Annotated in this window: 22 protein-coding genes; 13 read left to right on the top strand and 9 right to left on the bottom strand. The window is 58.6% G+C overall.

Features of this window, described 5'->3' with window-relative positions; translation table 11 throughout:
• Position 1: 1 nt before the first annotated feature.
• The 5 genes from LKR43_RS06275 to LKR43_RS06255 are packed head-to-tail and all read right to left on the bottom strand — an operon-like array spanning position 2 to position 3,993.
• The gene (locus tag LKR43_RS06275; protein ID WP_227683134.1) at positions 2–604 is read right to left on the bottom strand and encodes an SCO family protein; all 603 of its coding nucleotides are present in this window, start codon (positions 602–604) and stop codon (positions 2–4) included.
• A gap of 20 nt (positions 605–624) precedes the next feature.
• Complete coding sequence (gene cyoE / locus LKR43_RS06270; RefSeq protein ID WP_227683133.1) at positions 625–1,515, bottom strand: heme o synthase; 891 nt, start codon at positions 1,513–1,515, stop codon at positions 625–627.
• Positions 1,512–2,540, bottom strand: a complete 1,029-nt coding sequence (locus LKR43_RS06265) for a heme A synthase (protein WP_227683132.1) — start codon at positions 2,538–2,540, stop codon at positions 1,512–1,514. Before LKR43_RS06265 ends, cyoE begins: the two co-directional genes overlap by 4 nt.
• A gap of 4 nt (positions 2,541–2,544) precedes the next feature.
• Positions 2,545–3,138, bottom strand: coding sequence for a hypothetical protein (locus LKR43_RS06260; protein WP_227683324.1), 594 nt, complete (start codon positions 3,136–3,138; stop codon positions 2,545–2,547).
• Positions 3,139–3,198: 60 nt separating this feature from the next.
• Positions 3,199–3,993, bottom strand: a complete 795-nt coding sequence (locus LKR43_RS06255) for an SURF1 family protein (RefSeq protein WP_227683131.1) — start codon at positions 3,991–3,993, stop codon at positions 3,199–3,201.
• Between the two features lie 36 nt (positions 3,994–4,029).
• Between LKR43_RS06255 and LKR43_RS06250 the strand changes: the two genes are divergently transcribed.
• Positions 4,030–4,236 (top strand): twin transmembrane helix small protein, encoded by a 207-nt coding sequence (locus LKR43_RS06250; protein WP_227683130.1) that lies wholly within the window; start codon positions 4,030–4,032, stop codon positions 4,234–4,236.
• Positions 4,237–4,341: 105 nt separating this feature from the next.
• On the opposite strand, the gene LKR43_RS06245 is transcribed toward LKR43_RS06250, so the two are convergent.
• The 4 genes from LKR43_RS06245 to coxB all read right to left on the bottom strand — a co-directional run bounded on the left by LKR43_RS06245 (position 4,342) and on the right by coxB (position 8,449).
• Positions 4,342–5,217, bottom strand: coding sequence for a cytochrome c oxidase subunit 3 (locus LKR43_RS06245; RefSeq protein WP_227683129.1), 876 nt, complete (start codon positions 5,215–5,217; stop codon positions 4,342–4,344).
• 33 nt (positions 5,218–5,250) lie between these two features.
• A complete protein-coding gene (locus LKR43_RS06240) occupies positions 5,251–5,481 on the bottom strand; it encodes a DUF2970 domain-containing protein (protein ID WP_227683128.1) in 231 nt (76 codons plus the stop codon).
• Between the two features lie 125 nt (positions 5,482–5,606).
• Complete coding sequence (gene ctaD / locus LKR43_RS06235; protein WP_227683126.1) at positions 5,607–7,202, bottom strand: cytochrome c oxidase subunit I; 1,596 nt, start codon at positions 7,200–7,202, stop codon at positions 5,607–5,609.
• A gap of 86 nt (positions 7,203–7,288) precedes the next feature.
• Positions 7,289–8,449 (bottom strand): cytochrome c oxidase subunit II, encoded by a 1,161-nt coding sequence (gene coxB / locus LKR43_RS06230; RefSeq protein ID WP_227683125.1) that lies wholly within the window; start codon positions 8,447–8,449, stop codon positions 7,289–7,291.
• A 247-nt stretch (positions 8,450–8,696) separates the two neighbouring features.
• Here coxB and LKR43_RS06225 point away from each other — a divergent pair, with 247 nt between their 5' ends.
• The 12 genes from LKR43_RS06225 (at position 8,697) to LKR43_RS06170 (ending at position 21,961) form a co-directional block, all read left to right on the top strand.
• Positions 8,697–9,530 (top strand): DUF4743 domain-containing protein, encoded by an 834-nt coding sequence (locus tag LKR43_RS06225; protein WP_227683124.1) that lies wholly within the window; start codon positions 8,697–8,699, stop codon positions 9,528–9,530.
• Between the two features lie 117 nt (positions 9,531–9,647).
• The gene (locus tag LKR43_RS06220) at positions 9,648–10,403 is read left to right on the top strand and encodes a PhaM family polyhydroxyalkanoate granule multifunctional regulatory protein (RefSeq protein ID WP_227683123.1); all 756 of its coding nucleotides are present in this window, start codon (positions 9,648–9,650) and stop codon (positions 10,401–10,403) included.
• Positions 10,404–10,480: 77 nt separating this feature from the next.
• Complete coding sequence (glmU, locus tag LKR43_RS06215; RefSeq protein WP_227683122.1) at positions 10,481–11,854, top strand: bifunctional UDP-N-acetylglucosamine diphosphorylase/glucosamine-1-phosphate N-acetyltransferase GlmU; 1,374 nt, start codon at positions 10,481–10,483, stop codon at positions 11,852–11,854.
• A 6-nt stretch (positions 11,855–11,860) separates the two neighbouring features.
• Positions 11,861–13,249 carry an MFS transporter gene (locus tag LKR43_RS06210; protein ID WP_227683121.1) on the top strand — a complete coding sequence of 463 codons (1,389 nt, stop codon included), beginning with the start codon at positions 11,861–11,863 and terminating at the stop codon, positions 13,247–13,249.
• A gap of 8 nt (positions 13,250–13,257) precedes the next feature.
• A complete protein-coding gene (locus LKR43_RS06205) occupies positions 13,258–14,319 on the top strand; it encodes a glycosyltransferase family 4 protein (protein ID WP_227683120.1) in 1,062 nt (353 codons plus the stop codon).
• 177 nt (positions 14,320–14,496) lie between these two features.
• The gene (locus tag LKR43_RS06200; RefSeq protein WP_227683119.1) at positions 14,497–15,699 is read left to right on the top strand and encodes an ABC transporter substrate-binding protein; all 1,203 of its coding nucleotides are present in this window, start codon (positions 14,497–14,499) and stop codon (positions 15,697–15,699) included.
• A gap of 131 nt (positions 15,700–15,830) precedes the next feature.
• On the top strand, positions 15,831–16,691 hold the full coding sequence (locus LKR43_RS06195; RefSeq protein WP_227683118.1) for a branched-chain amino acid ABC transporter permease: 861 nt from the start codon (positions 15,831–15,833) through the stop codon (positions 16,689–16,691).
• Positions 16,688–17,671 carry a branched-chain amino acid ABC transporter permease gene (locus LKR43_RS06190; RefSeq protein ID WP_227683117.1) on the top strand — a complete coding sequence of 328 codons (984 nt, stop codon included), beginning with the start codon at positions 16,688–16,690 and terminating at the stop codon, positions 17,669–17,671. Before LKR43_RS06195 ends, LKR43_RS06190 begins: the two co-directional genes overlap by 4 nt.
• The gene (locus tag LKR43_RS06185; RefSeq protein WP_227683115.1) at positions 17,668–18,432 is read left to right on the top strand and encodes an ABC transporter ATP-binding protein; all 765 of its coding nucleotides are present in this window, start codon (positions 17,668–17,670) and stop codon (positions 18,430–18,432) included. The genes LKR43_RS06190 and LKR43_RS06185 overlap by 4 nt, the downstream gene beginning before the upstream one ends.
• On the top strand, positions 18,432–19,136 hold the full coding sequence (locus LKR43_RS06180; protein ID WP_227683114.1) for an ABC transporter ATP-binding protein: 705 nt from the start codon (positions 18,432–18,434) through the stop codon (positions 19,134–19,136). Before LKR43_RS06185 ends, LKR43_RS06180 begins: the two co-directional genes overlap by 1 nt.
• Positions 19,137–19,175: 39 nt before the next feature.
• Entirely contained in the window at positions 19,176–20,435 is a 1,260-nt protein-coding gene (locus LKR43_RS06175; RefSeq protein ID WP_227683113.1) for a Zn-dependent hydrolase, read from the top strand.
• Positions 20,436–20,449: 14 nt separating this feature from the next.
• Positions 20,450–21,961 (top strand): M81 family metallopeptidase, encoded by a 1,512-nt coding sequence (locus LKR43_RS06170; RefSeq protein WP_227683112.1) that lies wholly within the window; start codon positions 20,450–20,452, stop codon positions 21,959–21,961.
• Positions 21,962–21,998 lie beyond the last annotated feature (37 nt).

Below are 21,998 nucleotides of genomic sequence, written 5' to 3'. Positions count from 1 at the left end.
TTTACAGCAACTGCCGGATGTCGCTGGCGATGTCGTCGGCCGAGGCGTTGCCGCTGATCAGGGCCCGTGCCTCGCCTTCAGCGTCGATCAGGTAGAACGACGAAGCGTGGTCCATGGTGTACTGGTCAGGGGTCGGGCCCGGCGCCTTGGCGTAGTAGGCCTTGAACGACTTGGCAGTGGTGCTCAGTTGTTCCGGCGTACCGGTCAGGCCGACGAAGCGGGGATCGAAGGCCGATACGTAAGCCGACAGAATTTCAGGCGTATCTCGTTCCGGGTCCACGCTGATCATCAGCACCTGCACCTTGTCGGCATCTTCGCCCAGCAATTCCATGGTTTGAGCCAGTTCGGCCATGGCAGTGGGGCAAACGTCGGGGCATTGGGTAAAGCCGAAAAATACCAGTACGACCTTGCCTTTGTAGCTGGCCAGTGTGCGTTCCTGGCCGCTGCCGTCGACCATGACCATTTCCTGGCCCAGCTTGGTGCCGGTGATGTCGGAGCCGGTGAAAGTCAGCTCTTCTTTGCCGCATGCGCTCAGCATGGGCACAAGGCCGACCATGGCCGCAACAGACAGTACGGTACGACGTTTGCTTGAAAACACAGACATAAGATTTCCGGAAAATAGGATCAGAGCAACTGGATCCAGTGATCGATCAGGAGGGCGCCAAAAAGCAGGGCCAGGTACAAGATCGAGAAGCGGAACAGCTTGCGCGAGAGTTCGTCGGAATAGGCTTTATACAAGCGCCAGGAATACACAACGAACATCCCGCTGAGCGCTATCGCCGCACACAGGTAAAACAGGCCGCTCATGCGCACCACATAAGGCAGCAGTGTGGCGGCAAACAGGACGAAACTGTACAGCAGTATATGCAGGCGGGTGAACTGCTTGCCGTGCGTGACAGGCAGCATGGGTAGGCCGGCCTTGGCGTAATCATTGTTGCGATACAGCGCCAGCGCCCAGAAATGAGGGGGAGTCCAGATGAATATGATCAGGACCAGCACCCAGGATTCGGCTGGTACGGCATTGGCCACGGCGGCCCAGCCCAAAGCAGGCGGCATGGCACCCGACAGACCACCGATCACGATATTCTGCGGTGTCAGGGGTTTCAGGATGACGGTATAGATAATGGCATAGCCGACAAAGGTGGCAAAGGTCAGCCACATGGTCAGCGGATTAACCAAGTGATACAGCACCACCATGCCCAGACCTCCCAGCAGGCCCGACAACAAGATCACCTGGGTATTGCTGATGGTGCCACGAGCCGTGCCGCGTCGTGCCGTGCGCAGCATGCGTGCATCGATTTCCTGTTCGATAAGGCAATTCACGGCGAAGGCCGCCGCTGCCAGCAGCCAGATACCAGCGGTGGCGGCTACGACTATGCCCAGGTCAGGCAACCCGGGGCTGGCCAGAAACATGCCAATGACAGCGCAGAACACCGCCAGTTGGGTGACGCGCGGCTTGGTGAGTACCAGATACTGCCGGAAAATACTCTGAGTGGGAGCGGAAATGGATGTCATGCCGGTATTTTAGTCGGTTGTGCGCCGGAAAGGCGCAGTACCAGTGTGACGCTGGCCAGTACCAGGCCGGCGGCGCCGCCATTATGCAACACGGCGATCAACAAGGGCCACTGAAAGAAGATCGTGGTCAGGCCGGTCAGCAGCTGTGCCACCAACAGGAGCAGCATGAGCTGCACCGGTCCTTCCAGGCCCGGGATACGACGCAGCTTCCAGCCCAATACGCCCAGATAGGCAAATACCAGAAAGGCAAAGTTGCGATGGGTCCAGTGTATGGCGGTCAGCGCGTACTGGGAAATCATCTCGCCCGATGGCAGCATGCCCAGACCGCGTATCAGAGAATAGCCGCCTTCGAAATCCATCTGTGGAACCCACTGTCCGTGGCAAGTAGGGAAGTCCATGCACGCCAGTGCCGCGTAATTGGTACTGACCCAGCCGCCCAGGGCGATCTGTGTAAAGAGTAGCGCCAGACCACCCGCCATCCATGGCAGCCATTTCCTGGCTTGTACCGGTACGACGGCATGCGTTTTCTCACGTGCGGCCAGCCATGTCATGAGGGCCAGCAAGGTCATGCCGCCCAACAGATGGGTCGTGACGACGATGGGCATCAGCTGGTGGGTAACGGTCCAGGCGCCAAATGCGCCCTGAACGCAGACGGCCACGAGTGTCACGATGGCCAGGCGCGGCGTATGGCCCAGTTCCCGGCGGTAGCGCCAGGCCATGTAGACGATACCTATGATCATAAGACCCAGCAGCGAACCTACGTAGCGGTGGATCATTTCTATCCAGGCCTTGGAGAAGCTGACTGCGCCATATGGCATGGCCTGCAGTGCTTCTTCGATGTGGCTGCTGGCCCCTATGGGCGTGATCTTGCCGTAGCAGCCTGGCCAGTCGGGGCATCCCAGTCCGGAATCCGTCAGGCGCACAAAAGCGCCGAACATAATCAGGTCAAGCGTCAGAAACCAGGTCATGAACACCAGTTTCCGATAGCGCGCCATCATGCGCTGTGTTGCGGTCTTCAGACTCATCTGGCTAGCCTATGCGTGAGTTGCGCAACAGCTTGCGGATGTCGTCACGAACCTCTGTTGGTTCCGCGTTGGCGGGGAATTGCATCATCAGGTTGCCCAGCGGATCTATGATCCACATGGGCGCACGCAGCGCAGCCTCACGTCCGGCGGCGTCGGCCTGCGGGGCAAGGTAGGCAGCAAGCTGTGCGGGGTCAGCCCGCAATATATGCGTGCCCTTGTAGGCTTCCATGACCTGCTCCGGAATTTCCTCGTCGTCGGTGACGAACCATACGCGTGTCAGGCGCTCGACCTCTTTACCCTGGCTGGCGTGGGAATTGCGCAAAATAAACAGCTTCCTGACACAAGACTCGGGGCAGGCCGCGCTGTCGGCGGTGACCAGTATCCATTTTCCGTCCAGGCTGGCCAGATCAAAAGGCTGACCGTCCAGCGTACGCAAAGACAGGGCGGCTGCATCAGGCAAGGGGCGCTGCGGCTGTATGAGCGTGCCGTAGTTGTTGTGGTCGGTCGGTCGCAGGCCCAGTGCGGGCACATAATAAGCAAGCAGTGCAAAGACCACGGGTGCCAGGCACATGACCACAATCAGGTACAACGGCCACATGGAGCGGGGGCGACGTGTCTGACTGGGTGTGACGGGAGTATTGCTGACCACGAAAGTTCCTTAAAAAGTTTTTGACTTGCCACGGCGGCGCAATGCGCGCCAGATGATGACCAGGCACGCCACGATCGCAATGGTGGCGAAACCAAACCATTGCAGGGCATAACCCTTGTTTTTGTCGGCGTCCAGAGAGGGCTCGGGCCACTCGCGCAGCAGGGAGGCTCCTGATACATGCCCGTTGTGCGCCATCACGGCATCGGCAGTCTGTGCCAAGACTATGGGTATGAATTTTAAGCCAGTTGCGGCTGCGTAATCGCTCAGCGCCAGATTCTGCACGCGGGGCAGCGGCTGCTCGGGATCGGGCAGATGTGCCGGTAACCGGGTGGCGCTGTCAAGTTCGTACAGCCGCGGCACTCTGGCCAATAGTTCGCCGGTAATAATCAGTTCGCCCTGTGGTGCCGGAACAGGTGGCAAGGGTTGTTCCATTGATGCCGGACGCTGCAGCCATCCGCGCAGCACCAGCACGGCGGTATCCGGGGTGCCCGTCAGGATCAGCGGGGTGGCCACCCAGTAGCCGGGACGGCCCTGATGGTTTCTGTTCTCGATCAACACGGTCAGATCATGCTGCCATACACCCTGCGCACTGGCGGGGCGCCATGCGGTGAGTTCCTGCGCCGGCGTTTCGGGAGTGACATGCAGGGGCGGACTGTTGCGCCCGGTATCGATTTCCTGCTTGATGGCAATGCGCTGGGCGGCACGATCCAGCTGCCAGTTACCCAGCGATATGCATACGCCCGCCACGATGCCCAGCAAAAGCAGGGCAAGCAATGTGCGATAAATGGTGTGGGGGCGTGCCATGTCTGTAAAATTGTAGGTTTAACCGGAGGCCAAACAATGCGTTATATCGTGATCCTAGCGTTCCTGGGAATTATAGGAAGCTTGGCGTCGGCGCTGATATACCTTATGCGTGACAAGGGGGGCACCAACCGTACCGTCAATGCCCTGACGGTACGCATAGGTTTGTCGATAGCCCTGTTTCTGTTTGTGCTGTTCGCCCATCACATGGGCTGGATACAAAGCACCGGAATTATCGCCCGCTGAACGGGTGCGGCGCCAAGGCCCATATAAAAAGAGCCCCCTTTCAGGGGGCTGCGCCGCCATGTTGCAGTAACCATGGGGCGCCGTTCGTGCTGATGCAGTACAGCCTTAGAACCAGTAGACGAACAGGTACAGGCCCAGCCAGACCACGTCAACAAAGTGCCAGTACCAGGCTGCGCCTTCGAAACCAAAGTGGTGGTCAGCCGTGAAGTGGCCACGAATCAACCTGAACAAAATAACGGTCAGGAAGGTAGCACCCAGGATGACGTGAAAGCCGTGGAAGCCGGTCAGCATGTAGAACAGCGCGCCGTAAGCACCCGAGTCGAAGCGCAGATTCAGGTCTTGGTAGGCGTGGTGATATTCGTAAGCCTGGCAAGCCACAAAAGTGAAGCCCAGGATCACGGTGGCAGCCAGCCAGAAGATGGCCTTGCCGCGATGGCTTGCACGCAGGGCGTGGTGGGAAATGGTCAGGGTCAGGCCGGAAGTCAGCAGCAGTGCCGTGTTGATGGTGGGCAGCCAGAAGGGGCCTACCGTTTTGAATTCGGGCACGACGCCTGCAGGTCCAAGGTTGGGCCAGGTGCCGGTGAAGTTAGGCCACAGCAGATTCTGGTGATCAAGATCGCTCAGCCAGGGAGTGGTTACTTCGCGGGCATACCAGAGCGAGCCGAAAAAGGCTGCAAAGAACATGACTTCGGAAAAAATGAACCAGGCCATGCTCCAGCGATAGGAGTGATCGACCCGCTGGCTGTTCATGCCGCTTTCGGATTCGCGGATGGCATCGCCAAACCAGCCGTACAGCACGACAAACAGACAAAGTATGCCGGCAATGAAAAGCCAGAAACCGGCTTCATAGCTGTTGATCCAAAGCGCGGCGCCCAGCAGTGTCATGAGCAAGGAAATACTTGCTCGTACGGGATGGACTGATTCGGCGGGCACGTAGTAGTAAGGTGCCTCTTTGCCCTGAGCCATGTGTCCTGCACTCATGGTGTTCTCCTGCGAATTATTGAATAGAAAATATTATTGGTTTGTGAAATAGCCAATGAACCAACGAGCCGCCAGGACCAGGCCCACTACAAACAACAACGTTGCAATCAGGCCGGCGATGATCAGGTGGACCGGATTGAGGTTGTTGATGTCTTCGGTATAACCCTTGCCCTTGCGTACTCCGAAGAACCCCCAGGCCACCGCTTTCATTGTTTGAAAGAAATTCAGTTTTCGGCGTGAGAGGTCTTTGATGTCGGTGGTCATTACGTTATCCGCCCAGTGACCCGCCACGCCAGAAGGTCCAGGCAATGACTGCGATCACGACAATCAGCAGTGCGATACCTGTGTTGCGATTCTTCCGGCGTTGTTCGGGTGTCATGTGCGTTGCCTTATTTGACGACTGGGGGCGTTACAAAAGTATGGAAAGGTGCAGGCGAAGGCACAGACCATTCCAGACCCGTAGCGCCTTCCCATGGCTTGGCGGGAGCCGGTTCGCCGCGACCATTCCAGGCCCTGAGTGTCAGGAACAGAAAGATCAGTTGCGAGAAGCCGAAGAAGAAGGCGCCTATGGTGGCGATTTCGTTGAAATCGGTGAACTGGGCAGCGTAATCAGCGTAACGACGTGGCATACCGGCCAGCCCCAGGAAGTGCATGGGGAAGAAGGTGATGTTGAACGAGATCATGCTGGTCCAGAAGTGCCATTTGCCCAGCTTTTCGCTGTACATGCGGCCTGTCCATTTGGGCAGCCAGTAGTAGGCGCCCGAGTACATGCCGAAAAGCGAGCCGGCAACCATCACGTAGTGGAAGTGGGCAATCACGTAGTAGGTGTCGTGAACGGCGATATCGATAGGTGCCACGGCCAGGATGAGGCCGGTAAAGCCGCCTATGGTGAACACGAAGATAAAGCCGATGGCGAACAGCATGGGCGTTTCGAAGGTCATGGACCCGCGCCACATGGTGGCAACCCAGTTAAATACCTTGACCCCTGTGGGAATGGAAATGAGCATGGTTGCGTACATGAAGTACAGCTGACCGGTTACCGGCATGCCCGTGGCGAACATGTGGTGAGCCCAGACCAGGAAGGACAGGATGGCGATAGCGGCAGTGGCGTACACCATGGATGCGTAGCCGAACAGCTGCTTGCGCGAAAAGGCGGGTACAACAGCCGACACAATACCGAAGGCCGGCAGAATCATGACGTAGACTTCGGGGTGGCCGAAGAACCAGAACACGTGCTGATACAGGACCGGGTCACCGCCGGCAGCGGCGTTAAAGAAGGAGGTACCAAAGTGGCGATCGGTCAGCAGCATGGTGACCGCAGCGGCCAGCACCGGCATGATGGCGATCAGCAGGTAGGCAGTGATGAGCCAGGTCCAGCAGAACAACGGCATTTTCATCAGGGTCATGCCCGGTGCGCGCATGTTCAGGATGGTAACGACGATGTTGATGGCGCCCATGATGGACGATGCACCCAGAATGTGCACGGCAAAGATGTTGAAGTCCATGCCCGGACCCATTTGCAGCGACAGCGGTGCGTACATGGTCCAGCCGGCTGCGTTCGCGCCGCCGGGTACAAAGAACGATACCGTGAACAGAATGGCACCAATGGGCAACAGCCAGAAGCTGAAGTTGTTCATGCGGGCGAATGCCATGTCGGATGCGCCGATCTGCAGCGGGATCATCCAGTTGGCGAAGCCCACGAACGCCGGCATGATGGCGCCGAAAATCATGATCAGGCCGTGCATGGTGGTGAACTGATTGAACAGCTCGGGCTGGAAGAACTGCAAGCCCGGCGAGAACAATTCAGTACGCAGCAGCAAAGCCAGCACGCCGCCTTCCAGCAACATGCAGAACGAAAAGATCAGGTACATCGTACCGATGTCTTTGTGGTTGGTGGCAAACAGCCAACGGCGCCAGCCGTGCGGTTTGTGGTCGTGATCGTCGTGGCCGTGGCCTGAGACGTGATCGGCAGTAACACTGCTCATTGTGGACTCCTTCCTACTTATCCGGGATGACGCCTGGCACCATCCCGGCAAGAAACATTCAAATTTGTTTTACACGTGCTATCGGCTTAACGCAAGGCTTTGACGTCGGCCGGCAGGACTACCGGGTCTTTACCCTTGCCTGCATTGCCCCAGGCGTTGCGGGTGTAGGTAATGACTGCTGCGATTTCTACGTCGTTCAGTTGGTCGCGGAAGGCCGCCATGGCGGTTCCCGGATGGCCATTAAGCACGGTAAGAATCTGGTCTTTCATAGGGCCGAGTACGTATTTCTCGGAGCCATCGAGCGCAGGGAAGGTGCCTGGAAGGCCCTGACCGTTAGCCTGGTGGCAAGCCACGCAGTTGGCGGTGTAGACGGTGTTGCCGCGGGCGACAAGTTCGTCTTTGGTCCATTCTTTGTTGGGATCGTCGGCCAGTGCAGCCAGGGCTTTCTGCTTGTCTGCCGCCCACTTGTCGTAGTCTTCCTGAGATACGACATTGACCACGATGGGCATGAAGGCGTGATCCTTGCCACAGAGTTCGGCGCACTGACCACGGTACACACCGATTTCTTCAGCACGGAACCAGGTGTCGCGCAGGAAGCCGGGCATGGCGTCTTGCTTGACACCGAACTGGGGAATCATCCACGAGTGAATGACGTCGTTCGAGGTCAGTACCAGGCGTACCTTTTTATTGACGGGTACGACCATTTCATTGTCGACTTCGAGCAGATAGGTGTCGCTGCGTGGTTCGGTACCGTCGATCTGGGCGCGGGGGGTGGACAGGTTGGACAGGAACTTTACGCCCTTGGCCGTGCCGTCGATGTATTCGTAGCCCCATTTCCATTGATAGCCGGTGACCTTGATGGTCAGGTCGGAACTGGAAGTGTCTTTCATGGCGACCACGGTGCGTGTGGCCGGCAGGGCCATGCCGATAACGATAAGGAAGGGAATGACCGTCCAGGCGATTTCAACGCCGACGTGCTCGTGGAATTTCGCGGGGACTGCGCCGCGCGATTTGCGGTGCATGATGATGGAGTAGAACATGACCCCGAAGACGCCCACGAAAATGACGGCACAGATAATGAGCATCATCCAGTGAATCCAGACGATGTCTTGCTGTATCTGCGTCACCCCCTCGTGGAGGTTGAGCTGATTAACTCTGGGGCCTCCGGGCATATCCTTTATTTGTGCACTGGCTACGCCTGCCATGAGCAATGCGCCAGTGCCCAGTAACCCTCTCAACTTCTTCATGCTGACCTCGAAATACGACGCGCTCTAACCAAACGTTGATTCTGATCAAACAAATGTATCGAAAGAACGCCGAATGAGCACACAATTATTGGACGGCAGGCTTAAAATGACAAAGCCAGAACTACCTGCTCGAATTTACTTAAAGACCGCAGAATTATAGCGAACTAGAGCTGACTGTGGGCTGGCTCTGCGCTGATACCCATGAAAAACCGGGCATGGGCGGGCATGCTTACACTACAATTATTGCATGAAAGAAGCACACGCCAGCGCGTTGGTGCCCGTCGTCCAGACCCGTTACCAACAACTAATCAGAAGAATTCAACACTTGCCGCCCAGCGGCTCGCGGCCCTTGACCGTGTCCGGTCGCGTTGCCGGCTGGGTCACCGCCAGGGCCGCCGGACACCTGCATGGGCTGCCGGGCGTGCATATCGAAGATGAAGCGGTTCATATCACCGCGGCGCCCAGCCAGCGCATGTCGCTGAACGCCGTATTGGCAAGGCTGGCGCTCTCTTTGAAGGATACCGGCTGTCTGCGCAGCTGGCGCAATGAGCTGCTCGACGTAATAGGAGAAGGCCGCCGATTGGGTGCGATTGAACGCGCCGCGGTGCGGCCGCTGGGGCTGCTGACCAAGGCCGTGCATCTGAATGCCTGGTCCCCCGATGGTCGCCTGTGGGTCGCCAGGCGCGCGCTCAGCAAGTCAACCGACCCGGACAAATGGGACACTCTCGTGGGCGGTCTGGCTGTCGCGGGGGAAAGCCTGGATAATTCCTTGTTGCGGGAAAGCAACGAGGAGGCGGGACTGGAGCCTCAAGACCTTGAAAAGCGCTCTCCGCTGCGCATTATCTTGCGCATGCATCGGCGCTTGCCCGAAGGCTATCAGGTCGAAGATGTGCTGGTCAGTGACTGCGTATTGGCCGAAACCGTGGTGCCAAAGAATCTTGATGGTGAAGTCAGTGAGATCCGTCTGGCCGATATGGCCGAAATCCGTGAACTGCTGGAAACCGATGCCTTCACGCGCGAGGCCGAACTGGTTGTGCTCGAGGGCCTGCAAAAACGAATTGAACAAGGCCTTATCGTCTAGTTTTCCGGTTGTAGTGGCTGAATTAGACGAATGTGTGGCTTGGGTTTAAGCTAGTGGCCTGCCCGTTAGCGCTTTCCGTCAGTTCACCCCTCAAACGATAGTGCCCAAGGAGCCGACATGGCCAATCAAGCTAATAATCCCTTTGTACTGCCCGGTTTTGGACAAGGCGGTGACATGGCCCGGAACCCCATGATGGCCAGCATGGAAATGATGCGCCAGGCCTGGCAAGGGCTGGCCACCGGCGGCGGGTTTGAACATTCCGCCCTGACACCGCCCATGTCCATTGAAGATCTGGACCGCCGCATCAGCGACCTGCGGGCGGTTGAAAACTGGCTGCGCATGAATTTATCCATGCTTTCCAGCACCATACAGGGGCTGGAGGTACAAAGGGCTACCATCATGACCCTGCAGTCCTTCGCGGCCAGCTCGGGAGTGTCGGCCGGCGCGACCCCGGGACCTTCTCCGCTTGATGTGGTGCTGGGCATCAAGCCAGGCCAGGCTGCAGCACCTGCACCAACACCCAAGGACCCTGCGCCCGAGCCATCAGCCCCCCCGGCAGCCGAATCGCCTGAACAAAAGGCCGACCCGGCAATTGACATGTCAGCCGCACAAGGTTGGTGGGATATGCTGCAGAAGCAGTTCGATGCACTGGCTGCGGCGACTGCGGCTACGTTACAAAATGCAGAGGCGGCTCGCCCGACCTCCGAGGCCGCGGCCGAGCATGCCAAATCCAGCTCTACCATGGGAAGTGCGCCCGGCAAGACCGCCAGGAAATCAGCGCGTAGCACCAGTACGGCACGCCCGGCCAGGAAAGTTGCCCGCAAGACCGCATCACGCAAGCGTACGCGCTCATCAAGCGATACAGATAGTTAAAATAAGTCGCCAGCGGCCGCGTGTGGCCTCCTGTTTCCGGGTATTCTGACCGTTTTAGTGACTACTCAAGTATTTTCATGCTCAATATTGTGATTCTGGCTGCCGGCCTTGGTAAGCGCATGCAGTCCAACCTTCCCAAAGTATTGCATCCGCTGGCGGGAAAACCCATGCTGGCGCATGTGCTTGATAATGCACGCGCCCTTGATCCCAAACGCATCATCGTCGTGGTAGGGCACGGCGCCGACCGCGTCAAGCAGGCTTTTTCAGACCAGGCCGATATCGAATTCGCCTTGCAAAGCCCGCAGCACGGCACGGGCCATGCCGTTCAGCAAGCAGTGCCTGCATTGCTCGAAGGCGACGGAGCAGACGACGTTACCCTGGTGCTTTATGGCGATGTGCCGCTGGTTCAGTCAGCCACCTTGCAGGGCTTGTTGCAGGCCCGCGCGGGCGGGATGGCCGTGCTGACCGAAAAACTGGCCGACCCCACCGGCTACGGGCGTATCGTGCGTAACGAGCATAACCAGGTCGTACGGATAGTCGAGCATAAAGATGCCACCGAGCAGGAACATGCCATCAACGAGGTCAACACCGGTATTCTGGCTGCACCGACCGCCAAACTGAAAGACTGGCTGACACGCATAGACAACAACAATGCCCAGGGCGAGTACTACCTTACCGATGTAGTTGGCCTGTCCGTCCACGACGGTGTGCCGGTTCATGCAGCACATCCCGGCCATGGCTGGGAAACCCTTGGGGTCAACAGTCGAGTGCAGCAGGCCCAGCTCGAACGCAGCTGGCAGCAAGAGCAGGCTCGCCGGCTGCTCGAGCAGGGCGTCACCCTGGCCGACCCGGCACGCTTTGACCTGCGCGGTTCCCTGACTTGCGGGCGCGATGTATTCATTGATGTGGGTTGTGTCTTCGAGGGCAAGGTAGAGCTTGCCGACGGCGTTCGCGTCGGGCCGCATTGCGTTCTTAAAGATGCCGTTATTGCCAGCGGCACACACATCGAGGCCTTCAGCCATATCCAGGATGCACAGGTAGGCGACGATGCGCGCATCGGGCCCTACGCGCGCTTGCGCCCGGGCGCGCAGATCGGTGCCCAGGCCCATGTCGGCAATTTTGTCGAAATCAAGAAAAGCGTGCTGGGCCAAGGTTCCAAAGCCAATCATCTGGCCTATATTGGCGACGCCCAGATCGGCGCCCGGGTCAATGTCGGTGCCGGCACCATCACCTGCAACTACGATGGCGTCAACAAGTGGCTGACTGTAATCGAAGATGACGCCTTTATCGGTTCGGATACCCAACTGGTTGCACCCGTACGGGTAGGCCAGGGCGCCACGCTGGGCGCGGGCACCACGCTGACCCGCGATGCGCCGGCCGGCAAGCTGACCATATCCCGTCCTCAGCAAAAAACCATAGAAGGCTGGACCCGGCCCGTCAAGAAATCCTAGAGTGTCATGAGTACAGGCGCTGAATCCGGGGGTCAGTCCGACTTGCCTGACGGCCTGGAGGCTCCCCGGCGCCATTGGGCTGCCGCTACCCTGATGCTTGCACTGACCATTGCTGTGCTCGATGCCAGCATGGTCAATGTGGCGTTGCCGGCGATTGCCCGGGAGCTGGGCATAGCGCCCGGGCAGATCGTCTGGATTGTGATTGCCTATAGCCTGGTTGTCGTCGTCTCCCTTTTGCCGTTGTCAGCGGTGGCGGAGCGCATCGGGTTTCGGCGCATGTTTGCCATAGGCCTGACGCTGTTCATGGTCTCGTCTATCGGTTCGGCGTCGGCGGGGGGGCTGCTCAGCCTGACCATTTCGCGCATGATGCAAGGGCTGGGCGGTGCCATGCTGATGTGCCTGTTCGGCGGGCTGGTGCGCAATATCTATCCCAACCGCAAATTGGGAGTAGGCCTGAGCCTGAATGCCATGACGGTCGGCATCATGGCCGTGCTGGGCCCGACTGCCGGCGCCTTCCTCTTGCAGATGACCTCATGGCACTGGATATTCCTGCTGACCATTCCGTTATGCCTGCTGGCCTATGCAGGCATACGTTTTCTTCCGGATGTGCCGCGCAGCAAGAGCCGTTTCGACTGGACGGCCTGCGCGCTCAGCGTGCCGGTGTTTGGCTTGTCCATCTTTGGTCTGGATGCGCTGGTCAGGGCGCCGACGCTGGCGGCCTTGTGCCTGTTGTCGGCCGGCCTGGTCGGCTGGGTGCTGGTCAGGCGCTCGCTTGGGCAGGCCGCGCCCCTGGTGCCTGTCGATTTGTTGCGTATTACGCCCATTGCTTACGCCGTGGGGGCTTCGGTGTTTTCCTTTGCCGCGCAAATGGCTGCGTTTGTCGCCGTTCCCTTTTACTTTCAGCATACCCTGGGCTATTCCTATGCCGACGTTGGCGTGCTGCTGGGGGCCTGGTCGATTGGCGTTGCCGTCATGGCACCGGTCGCCGGCTACCTGTCGGGCCGCTATGCCGTTGCCGTGTTGTGCGGCATTGGTGCGGGAGTCATGGCCCTGGGCCTGCTGGGCGTGCTTCTGTTGTCGATCCAGGCAAGCTTTCTGTGGTTCATATTGGTTATGCTGGCGGGCGGGACGGGCTTTGGCTTCTTCCAGACGCCCAATAATCGGGCGATGCTGGCAGGCGCGCCCAGGTACCGCAGCGGCGCCGCCGGTGGCATGCAGGCCACCACACGCGTATTTGGCCAAACCCTGGGTACGACGCTGGTGGGGCTCTCTTTCAATCTGGCCGGGCCTAACGGCGCCAGGCTGGGGCTGGGTGCCGCGATGGCCTGTGCGTTGATCGCTCTCATCATCAACATCGTGCGCCATCGCAATCCGGTTGCGGACCTGGAACTTTGAGTGATGCCATGAAGATTTTGCAACTGAACCTGGAGCGAGGCTGGCGTGGCGGTGAGCGGCAGACCATGTACTGCATGCGCCAGTTTCGCGCGGAAGGGCATGACGTTGCCCTGATGGCACGGCCGGGCGGACAACTGGCCAAGGCGGCCCGGTCAGAGGGATTCGAAGTGTATGAGCCGGCCGGCCTGATGGCGCGGCTTGGTTTCCTGGCCCGGACAGCCAGGCAATTCGACATTATTCATGCGCAAACGGCCAACACCATTACCTGGGCGGGCCTGACGCGCTGGCTGCACAAGCGGCCGGTTGTTTTTTCGCGGCGTACCGATTTTCGCGTTCGCAACGATACCAAGATTCGTCTGAAGTGGCGTTGTATAGACTTGTTTGTGGCCATCAGCGAATCGGCAGCGGCAGAGCCGAGACGCCTGGGTTTCAAGCCTGTCATCATCCGCAGTGCCATCGAGCCGGCCGTGATTGATCAGCACCGCGTCCAGCGCTTCCTGAATGAATGGCCGCTTCAAGGCAAACGCGTGATTGCCACGTCGGCGGCCCTGGTAGAGGGCAAAGACCCGCTGACCATGATTGCCGCAGTGCACGACCTGGCCCAGGTGCGCGATGACTTTGTCTTTGTTCATTTCGGTGGAGGCGGTAATGCCGAGCAGGCTGCGCGGGCGCGTGTGGCAGAGCTGGGGCTGGAAAACACCTACCTGTTTGCGGGATTTCAGGAAGACATCGAGAGCCTGTACAGTGTGATGGATGTTTTCGCCATGAGCTCGGTGGACGAGGCGCTGGGCAGCAGCGTGCTGGATGCTTTTCTGCAGCGGGTACCTGTTGTGTCCACCGATGCCGGCGGCCTTAAGGAAAGTCTGGCCCAGGACCGCGGCATATTGTGCAGGGTAGGTGACCACAAAGCCCTGGCGGCCGGCATGCAGCGTCTGCTGGACGATACGGCGTTTCGTACAGAGGCTGTGGAGCACGCCTACGCCTATGTGCGTCGGGAGCATGATGTCGAGCGCATGGGGCGCCGCTATTTGCAGGAATTCGAAAGGCTGAGGGGTTCTGCACAGCTTTGATCAGGGGCCAGTACAGTTTTTTGAAATATAACTGTACGATTATTTTAGATCTTCTTATCTGTATATTTTCACCCTATTGCAGTTCTGCTAGGATTTGTGCGCAGTTATAGACAAATACTTGGCCATCAAATAGCTGGCTGACCAGCATTCATAACGATTAGAACGCCCGGAGACATTATGAACAGACGTGACCTGCTGAAAGTGGGCGGCCTTGCGGCGCTGACCACTCCTTTTGCCATCAAAACGGCCTTTGCCGCTGAAGAACCCATTATTTTTGGTGCGCCCAATCCCATGTCGGGGCCGTTTGCCGCGAATGGCAAATTTGCCGAAATGGGCATGCAGCTGTTTGTCGAGCAAAACAAAACCCTTATCGGGCGGCCTGTGTCGTACAAGGTGCTCGACACCCAGGGCAAGCCCGCGACGGCCGTTAGGCAAGTACAAGACCTGTTCGAGCAGGAAAAAGCCCGTTTCTTCTCGGGCGGCATTTTGTCGTCGGAAGCGCTGGCCATGGGCAAAAGCCTGGAGAAGCAGGGCGGTATTCTGGTCACCACGGCGGGCGCCGACGAAATCACCGGATCCGACTGCAACCGCGCCATGTTCCGCTGGTCGGTTCCTACCTACGGGGCCGTGCGCGAAACGGTCGGGCCGCTGATCAAACTGCATCCCGATGCCAAGCGTTGGTACACCATTACGCCACAGTATGTGTTTGGCGAGGGTCTGCTTACCGCCACCAAGGATATCCTCAAGGAAAACAACCTCGAGCACGTGGGCAATAGCTACCATTCCCTCGATGAGCGCGAGTTCAGCGGCTACCTGACCAACGCCATGGCAGCCAAGCCCGATGTCCTGGTGCTGCTGAACTTTGGTTCGCAAAGCTCGGAAACCTTGCGCCAGGCGGTCAGCTTCGGCATGAAGACCAACACCGTCATTCTGGTGGCCTGGGCTTCGGGGCTCGAGCAGTTCGAGTCGCTGGGTGCCGACCTGTGCCAGGACGTCTACTTCGGCGTTCAGTACTGGCACACCATTGATTCGCCGCTTAACAAGCAGCTGGTCGAGCAAACGCGCGCCAAGTTCAATATCAATCCCAATTACAGCCTTGCGGGGGCCTACATCATCACCAAGATGATGGCCGACGGTATCGTCAAGGCCAATTCCGCCGATCCGGCCAAGGTCATCGAGGCCATGGAGGGCGCGGAATACGACGGGCTGACGGGTAAGGAAACCATTCGCAAGGCCGACCATCAGGTGATCAAGAATTACTATCTGCTCAAGGGCAAGGCCAAGTCCGCCATGAAAGATCAGGACGACTACGCCGAGCTTCTGCACGGCGGGCAATCGTTCCTGTCACCCCAGGAAGCCGGCTGCAAAATGTCGGCCTGATGGCAACCACGGCGGTCTGCTTACGCCGGCCGCCGGCAGTTTGGCTTTTTTTAACCGTCCAACATAACTGATAGTTCTCCTCCCCGATTTGCACGCATGCAGCCGGGCGGCAGAGCGGGGGGTTCCTGCCGATGAATTTATATTTGTTGCAGGTCATTAACGGCATAGGCATAGGAATGATTTACTTCCTGCTTGCCGTGGGTCTTTCCATCGTGTTCGGCCTGTTGCGCTTCGTGAACTTCGCGCACGGCGCCTTCTATCTGCTGGGCGCTTATGCGTGTTACCAGCTTATTCAGCTTGGCCTGAGCTTCTGGGTTGTGCTTTTCATTGGGCCCATTCTGGTTGGGCTGTGCGCATGGGGCGTCGAGCGCTTGCTCTTGCGTCGCATCTACGATCTGCCACACGAATTCCATATCCTGTTCACACTGGGCCTGGCCTGGGGCATACAGGAACTGGTCATTCTGTACTGGGGGCCGGTCGGTGTGAACGTACCTCCGCCAGATTCGCTCAAGGGCGTGATCATGTGGGGCTCCTTTATTTATCCCAAATACCGGGTGTTCCTGATTGCCATTTCCGCCGTGCTGGCCGTGGCCATCTGGCTGTTGCTCGAACGTACACGCCTGGGCAGCATCGTGCGCGCTGGCAGTGAATCGGCCGAAATGGTCACGCTGCTGCGCTTCAATGTCTACAAGGTGTTTGGCCTGACCTTTGCGCTGGGTGCCGCCACGGCGGGCCTGGCCGGCGTCCTGGCGGCGCCCTTGCGCGGTGTAGAGCCCTTTATGGGCATAGAAGCGCTGGCAGTGGCTTTTGTGGTCGTGGTGGTGGGCGGCATGGGCAGCTTCAGCGGCGCATTGCTGGGCGGGCTTTTGGTTGGCATCGTACAAAGCCTCATGAGCACGCTTTGGCCGCAAGGCGCCAGTCTGATGATCTATGTGGCGATGGCGCTGGTGCTGCTGCTTCGACCTGACGGCCTGATGGGGAGAAGCCAATGACCATCATAAAAAACAATCGCTATCTATTGATGGCCGTGGCCGGTGTGCTGTTGTTGCCGGTTTTCCTGGAGTCGGGATCACTGGCTTCAGAAGTCCTGATCTTTGCGCTGGCGGCGCTGGGTTGCAATTTGCTGCTGGGCTATGCGGGTTTGCTGTCTTTTGGCCAGGGTATTTTCTTTGGCGTGGGCAGCTATGCCTTGGGCATATTGCTGACCCGCACCGGCATTCCCATGCCAATGGTGCTGCTTGCTGCCATTGCGATCGGCGCCATCGTGGCCGGCATGGTGGGTTGGCTGGCCATACGTCAGAAGGGTGTTTATTTCGTGATGCTGACACTGGCGCTTACGCAGATGTTCTACTTCATTGCGTATTCCACGCCAGAGTGGACGGGCGGTGATAACGGCTTGCTGGATATCCCCAGCCTGCCTTTGTCGATCTTGGGCTACGAACTCTTTCCCAACCAGACGGCCTGGCAATACTACAGTTTTGTGGCCGTGCTTTTCATCATCGCCTATTGGGCCGTGCAGCGTGTGGTGGATTCCATTTTCGGGCGCACGCTGCTGGCCATACGCGACAACCCCGATCGCGCCACGGCGCTGGGCTACAACATCAAGTATTTCAGGCTGACCGCGTTCATGATTTCGGGCGGGCTGACCGCGTTGGCGGGCGCGTTGTACGCCATGATGACAGGCATCGCGCCCCTGACCAGCCTGAGCTACCACATGAGTGAAGTCATTCTTCTTGTGACTGTGCTGGGCGGAACCGGGAGCCTGATTGCTTCCTTGCTGGGCGCCGCCTTCTACGTGATCGTATCCGACTGGCTTTCGCAGCTGTGGCCGCGCTGGCTGCTGGTGTTCGGCTTGCTGCTGATGGCCATCAGCCTGTACATGCAGGGTGGCTTATGGGGCGCATTGAAACTGCTGGCCGAGCGTTACCGGCCTGCAGGCAAGACGAAAGAAGATGCGAAGGAGCCGTCATGACACAGCCTATTCTTGATGCAAAAGGCGTCGTCAAACGCTATGGGAAATTCGTGGCGGTGTCCGGAGTGGACCTGCGCGTAATGCCCAACACCATACATTCGGTGATAGGCCCCAACGGCGCCGGCAAGACGACCTTGTTTCACTCACTGACCGGTACGGTTCCCCTGACAGCGGGCACCATACTGCTGAATGGTGAAGAAGTGGGCAAGTTGCCCGACCACGAACGTGTCCAGCGGGGCATGGCCAGGTCATTTCAGGTGACTTCGCTGTTTCCCAGCCTGACCGTGCGCGAGAACCTGCGCATTGCGGCCCAGGGCATACAGCCGGGCAAGGCGCTGCATTTCTGGTCGGCCGCGTTGCTGCACAATGCACACGATGAATTGATTCGTTCCATACTCGACAGGCTGGAACTGAGCCATTGCGTGAACCGTACCAGCAGCCAGCTTTCACATGGTCAACAGCGCCGGCTGGAAGTCGGTATGGCGCTGGCAGCCAAGCCCAAGATCATCTTCCTGGACGAGCCGACATCGGGCATGGGCATTGACGACATCGATGCCATGAAAGCCATCATCCATGGTCTGCGTGAAGACCTGACCGTGGTGCTGATCGAACACAATATGGGCATCGTCATGGATATCTCCGATACCATCACGGTGATGCAGTTGGGCAAGGTGCTGGTGGAAGGCGCGCCCGATCAGGTCAAGGGTGATACGCGTGTGCGCGAAGCGTATCTGGGCAACATGATTACCGGAGGTGCCTGATGCTGCTTACCGTCGAGAACATAGATGCCTATTATGGGCTGAGCCATGTCATTCAGGGTGTATCGCTGCAGGTAGACAAGGGCGAGCTGGTTTGCTTGCTGGGGCGTAATGGCGCCGGTAAATCCACCACCCTGAAGAGCATTATGGGCATCGTGCCCGCCAAACAGGGCCGGATCACCTTCAACGGCGCCGACATCACGGCACTGCCTACTTACAAGGTTGCCGATCACGATATTTGCTTCGTGCCCGAGCACCGCGGCATATTCCGCCTGCTGACGGTAGAAGAAAACCTGAAGCTGGCGGCGCACAAGAAGTCACGCTGGTCGCTTGCAGATATCTACACCATTTTCCCAAGACTGCGCGAACGGCGCAATAACGGCGGCGGGCAACTGTCGGGTGGCGAACAGCAAATGCTGGCCATAGGCCGGGCACTGATGAACGCACCGCAACTGCTTATACTGGATGAGCCCGTGGAAGGTCTGGCGCCGGTCATCGTGGAAGAGATCGTCGCTCAGCTCAAGCTTATCAAGGAAAGTGGCATTGCCATATTGCTGGTTGAGCAGAACCTCGAGGTTTGCACTCAACTGGCCGACAGGCACTACATTCTGGAAAGCGGGCGTATTGTCTATCATGACAGCAACGAGGCCTTCGCGGCCGACACGCTCGTCAAGGATAAATATCTGGGCGTTGGCGTCTCTGAATAAGACGCCTGCCCTTTGCATAGCATACCGAGGTCATTGATTATGGAAACCGCTACCCTGAACACCGAATTGCAAATTAACTCTCAGCGCTTGTGGGATTCGCTGATGTCGCTGGCTGAAATCGGCGCCACGCCTAAAGGCGGTGTGTGCCGTCTGGCCCTTACCGATCTCGACAAACAGGGCCGCGACTTGTTCGTGCAATGGGCCGAACAAGCCGGCTGCACGGTGCGCGTGGATCAGATCGGCAATATATTTGCACGCCGCGACGGCCTGGACAACAGCTTGCCGCCGGTCATGACCGGCAGCCATATCGATACCCAGCCGACCGGCGGGAAATTCGACGGCAACTACGGTGTACTGGCCGGCCTGGAAGTCATACGGCGCCTGAACGATGACAACATACAAACCCAGGCCCCGCTGGAAGTCGTGGTCTGGACCAACGAAGAGGGTTCACGCTTCGTACCCGTCATGATGGGATCCGGTGTGTTTGCCGGTGCCTTTGGTCTGGAAGAAACACTGACGCAAACCGATACCGAAGGCAAAAGTGTAGGCGATGAGCTGGCAAGAATCGGCTATGCAGGCGAAACACCCAGCGCCCATTTCCCGGTCAAGGCCTACTTCGAGGCCCACATCGAGCAGGGTCCGGTACTCGAGGCAGCCGAGACCGTGATCGGCGTTGTCACGGGCGCATTGGGCCAGCGCTGGTACGACGTGGTAGTGACCGGCATGGAAGCCCATGCCGGCCCGACACCCATGGAGTTGCGCCACGATGCGCTGCTGGCCGCCTCCCGACTGATACAGGGCATCAACCAGATTGCGCTGGACCATGCACCGCACGCACGCTCCACCGTGGGCTGGATAGACTCTTACCCCAACTCACGCAACGTCATACCGGGCACCGTCAAGTTCAGCGTAGACTTGCGTGCCGCGTCCGATGATGTCCTGAACGCCATGGATGCTGCCGTACAGGCACTGTGCGCCGACCTGAAGGGCGAGGGCCGTGTAGACGTGGCGATCAAGCAAGTGGTTTACTTTCCGCCACAGCCTTTTCACCAGGAACAGGTCGATGCAGTGCGCCAGGCCAGCCAGGCGCTGGGGCTTTCGCACCTGGACATCGTCAGTGGCGCGGGCCATGATGCCGTATACATGGCGCGGGTTACCCCCACCGCCATGATATTCGTGCCGTGCAAAGACGGCATCAGCCATAACGAGATCGAAGACGCCAAACAAGAGCATCTGCAAGCCGGGTGCAATGTGTTGTTGCAGGCGATGCTGCAGCAAGCCGGCGTTGCAGCCCGCTGACGGAAGTACGTTTAATGAAACTGTTAATTGCCCGCCTTAACCACGAAACCAATACCTTTTCGCCCGTACCGACCATGCTGGCCGATTTCGGCATCCGGGGCCCCGACTACGATGAGCAGGCCTACGCCGCCAACAAAGGCGTGCGTACGGCCATGGGTGCCTTCATAGATCTGGCCGAAGGTGTGGGTGCACAGATCGTCACTCCCTTGTCGGCCGCAGCCAATCCCAGCGGTCGGGTCGATGCGCAGGCGTATCACAGCATGTGTCAGCGCATACTTGATGCGGCGCCGGGTTGTGATGCCATGATGCTGGACCTGCATGGCGCCATGGCGGTGGAAGACTCTGATGACGGTGAAGGCGACTTGCTTGAACGTTTGCGTGCCTTATGCCCCGACACACCCATTACCGTGGCGTTGGACTTGCATGGCAACGTTACACGGAAAATGATGGATAACGCCGACATTGTTGTCGGCTTCAAGACTTATCCTCACATCGACATGTACGAAGCAGGGCAGCTGGCGGGCCAATTGTTGCTGCAGAAAATGGCCGGCCAGATCAGCACCGCGGTAGCCTGGCGGCGCCTGCCCCTGATGACCCATACGCTGAAAAGCTCAACCCAGTCGCCCGCCATGAAGGCCGCCGTCGGCAAGGCCATACAGCTGGAAGAGCAGGGCGTCGTGCATGCTGCCACGATTATGGCCGGATTTGCCCTGGCCGATATTCCTGCCCCCTGCATCAGTGTGATCGTGGTGGGCAAGGATCAGGCTTCGGCACAGCAGGCGGCCGACACACTGGCTGAAGGCATCTGGGCCGATCGCGACGGCTACGTGTATGAAAGCCCGTCGCTGGCCGATTCAATACGCGCGGCCAAGCAGATGGCCGCGCAAGCAGGTATCGCACAGCCTGAATGCGGCAATGCCGACGGCCCTGTGCTGCTGCTGGATCACAGCGACAACTGCATGTCGGGGGGAACCTGCGACACCATGGAAGTGCTGCAGGAAGCCATGGCGCAAGGCCTGGACAATATCGCCGTCGGGCCCTTGTGCGACCCCCAGGCAGTAGACGAAATGTTCAAGGCCGGAGAAGGCGCTGCCATGACCATCGCGTTAGGCAATAAAAGGCCATTGACTACCCTGGGCATAGAAAAAACACCTGTCACGCTCAGCGGAACGGTAGTGCGCCTTAGCCCGGGAGAGTATGTGATTACCGGGCCAACCTATCGCGGCATGAAATGCAGCATGGGCCGTACTGCCCTGTTCGACACCGGTAGCGTACAGATCGTGGTCACGGAAAGAACGCATGAACCCTGGGACCTGGGTGTGTTTGACTGCGTGGGCGTTGATCCCGCCAGCAAAGACTTCCTGCTGCTTAAGTCGCGCATGTACTGTCGCCCTGTATTTTTTCCCATTGCCAAAGGCTATGTCGAATGCGACAGCAAGGGGGTAACCAGTTCAAATTACGACTTGTTCCCCTTCAGGAACCTGCAGCGGCCAGTGTATCCGCTGGACCCTGACACCACATTCTAAGGCGGCCCCGTGCTACGGGGCCGATGGATTCAGGTCA

It is taken from the genome of Pusillimonas sp. MFBS29 (assembly GCF_020687695.1).
Taxonomy (GTDB): Bacteria; Pseudomonadota; Gammaproteobacteria; order Burkholderiales; family Burkholderiaceae_B; genus Pusillimonas_C.
The sequence above is the reverse complement of the archived record's forward strand: the minus strand, read 5'-3'. Positions and strand labels throughout refer to the sequence as shown.

What these genes read in the sequence shown, in the direction of transcription:
- LKR43_RS06275 (WP_227683134.1), bottom strand. Translation starts at nt 604, where the DNA reads ATGTCTGTGTTTTCAAGCAAACGTCGTACCGTACTGTCTGTTGCGGCC.
- cyoE (WP_227683133.1), bottom strand. Translation starts at nt 1,515, where the DNA reads ATGACATCCATTTCCGCTCCCACTCAGAGTATTTTCCGGCAGTATCTG.
- LKR43_RS06265 (WP_227683132.1), bottom strand. Translation starts at nt 2,540, where the DNA reads ATGAGTCTGAAGACCGCAACACAGCGCATGATGGCGCGCTATCGGAAA.
- LKR43_RS06260 (WP_227683324.1), bottom strand. Translation starts at nt 3,138, where the DNA reads ATGTGGCCGTTGTACCTGATTGTGGTCATGTGCCTGGCACCCGTGGTC.
- LKR43_RS06255 (WP_227683131.1), bottom strand. Translation starts at nt 3,993, where the DNA reads ATGGCACGCCCCCACACCATTTATCGCACATTGCTTGCCCTGCTTTTG.
- LKR43_RS06250 (WP_227683130.1), top strand. Translation starts at nt 4,030, where the DNA reads ATGCGTTATATCGTGATCCTAGCGTTCCTGGGAATTATAGGAAGCTTG.
- LKR43_RS06245 (WP_227683129.1), bottom strand. Translation starts at nt 5,217, where the DNA reads ATGAGTGCAGGACACATGGCTCAGGGCAAAGAGGCACCTTACTACTAC.
- LKR43_RS06240 (WP_227683128.1), bottom strand. Translation starts at nt 5,481, where the DNA reads ATGACCACCGACATCAAAGACCTCTCACGCCGAAAACTGAATTTCTTT.
- ctaD (WP_227683126.1), bottom strand. Translation starts at nt 7,202, where the DNA reads ATGAGCAGTGTTACTGCCGATCACGTCTCAGGCCACGGCCACGACGAT.
- coxB (WP_227683125.1), bottom strand. Translation starts at nt 8,449, where the DNA reads ATGAAGAAGTTGAGAGGGTTACTGGGCACTGGCGCATTGCTCATGGCA.
- LKR43_RS06225 (WP_227683124.1), top strand. Translation starts at nt 8,697, where the DNA reads ATGAAAGAAGCACACGCCAGCGCGTTGGTGCCCGTCGTCCAGACCCGT.
- LKR43_RS06220 (WP_227683123.1), top strand. Translation starts at nt 9,648, where the DNA reads ATGGCCAATCAAGCTAATAATCCCTTTGTACTGCCCGGTTTTGGACAA.
- glmU (WP_227683122.1), top strand. Translation starts at nt 10,481, where the DNA reads ATGCTCAATATTGTGATTCTGGCTGCCGGCCTTGGTAAGCGCATGCAG.
- LKR43_RS06210 (WP_227683121.1), top strand. Translation starts at nt 11,861, where the DNA reads ATGAGTACAGGCGCTGAATCCGGGGGTCAGTCCGACTTGCCTGACGGC.
- LKR43_RS06205 (WP_227683120.1), top strand. Translation starts at nt 13,258, where the DNA reads ATGAAGATTTTGCAACTGAACCTGGAGCGAGGCTGGCGTGGCGGTGAG.
- LKR43_RS06200 (WP_227683119.1), top strand. Translation starts at nt 14,497, where the DNA reads ATGAACAGACGTGACCTGCTGAAAGTGGGCGGCCTTGCGGCGCTGACC.
- LKR43_RS06195 (WP_227683118.1), top strand. Translation starts at nt 15,831, where the DNA reads ATGAATTTATATTTGTTGCAGGTCATTAACGGCATAGGCATAGGAATG.
- LKR43_RS06190 (WP_227683117.1), top strand. Translation starts at nt 16,688, where the DNA reads ATGACCATCATAAAAAACAATCGCTATCTATTGATGGCCGTGGCCGGT.
- LKR43_RS06185 (WP_227683115.1), top strand. Translation starts at nt 17,668, where the DNA reads ATGACACAGCCTATTCTTGATGCAAAAGGCGTCGTCAAACGCTATGGG.
- LKR43_RS06180 (WP_227683114.1), top strand. Translation starts at nt 18,432, where the DNA reads ATGCTGCTTACCGTCGAGAACATAGATGCCTATTATGGGCTGAGCCAT.
- LKR43_RS06175 (WP_227683113.1), top strand. Translation starts at nt 19,176, where the DNA reads ATGGAAACCGCTACCCTGAACACCGAATTGCAAATTAACTCTCAGCGC.
- LKR43_RS06170 (WP_227683112.1), top strand. Translation starts at nt 20,450, where the DNA reads ATGAAACTGTTAATTGCCCGCCTTAACCACGAAACCAATACCTTTTCG.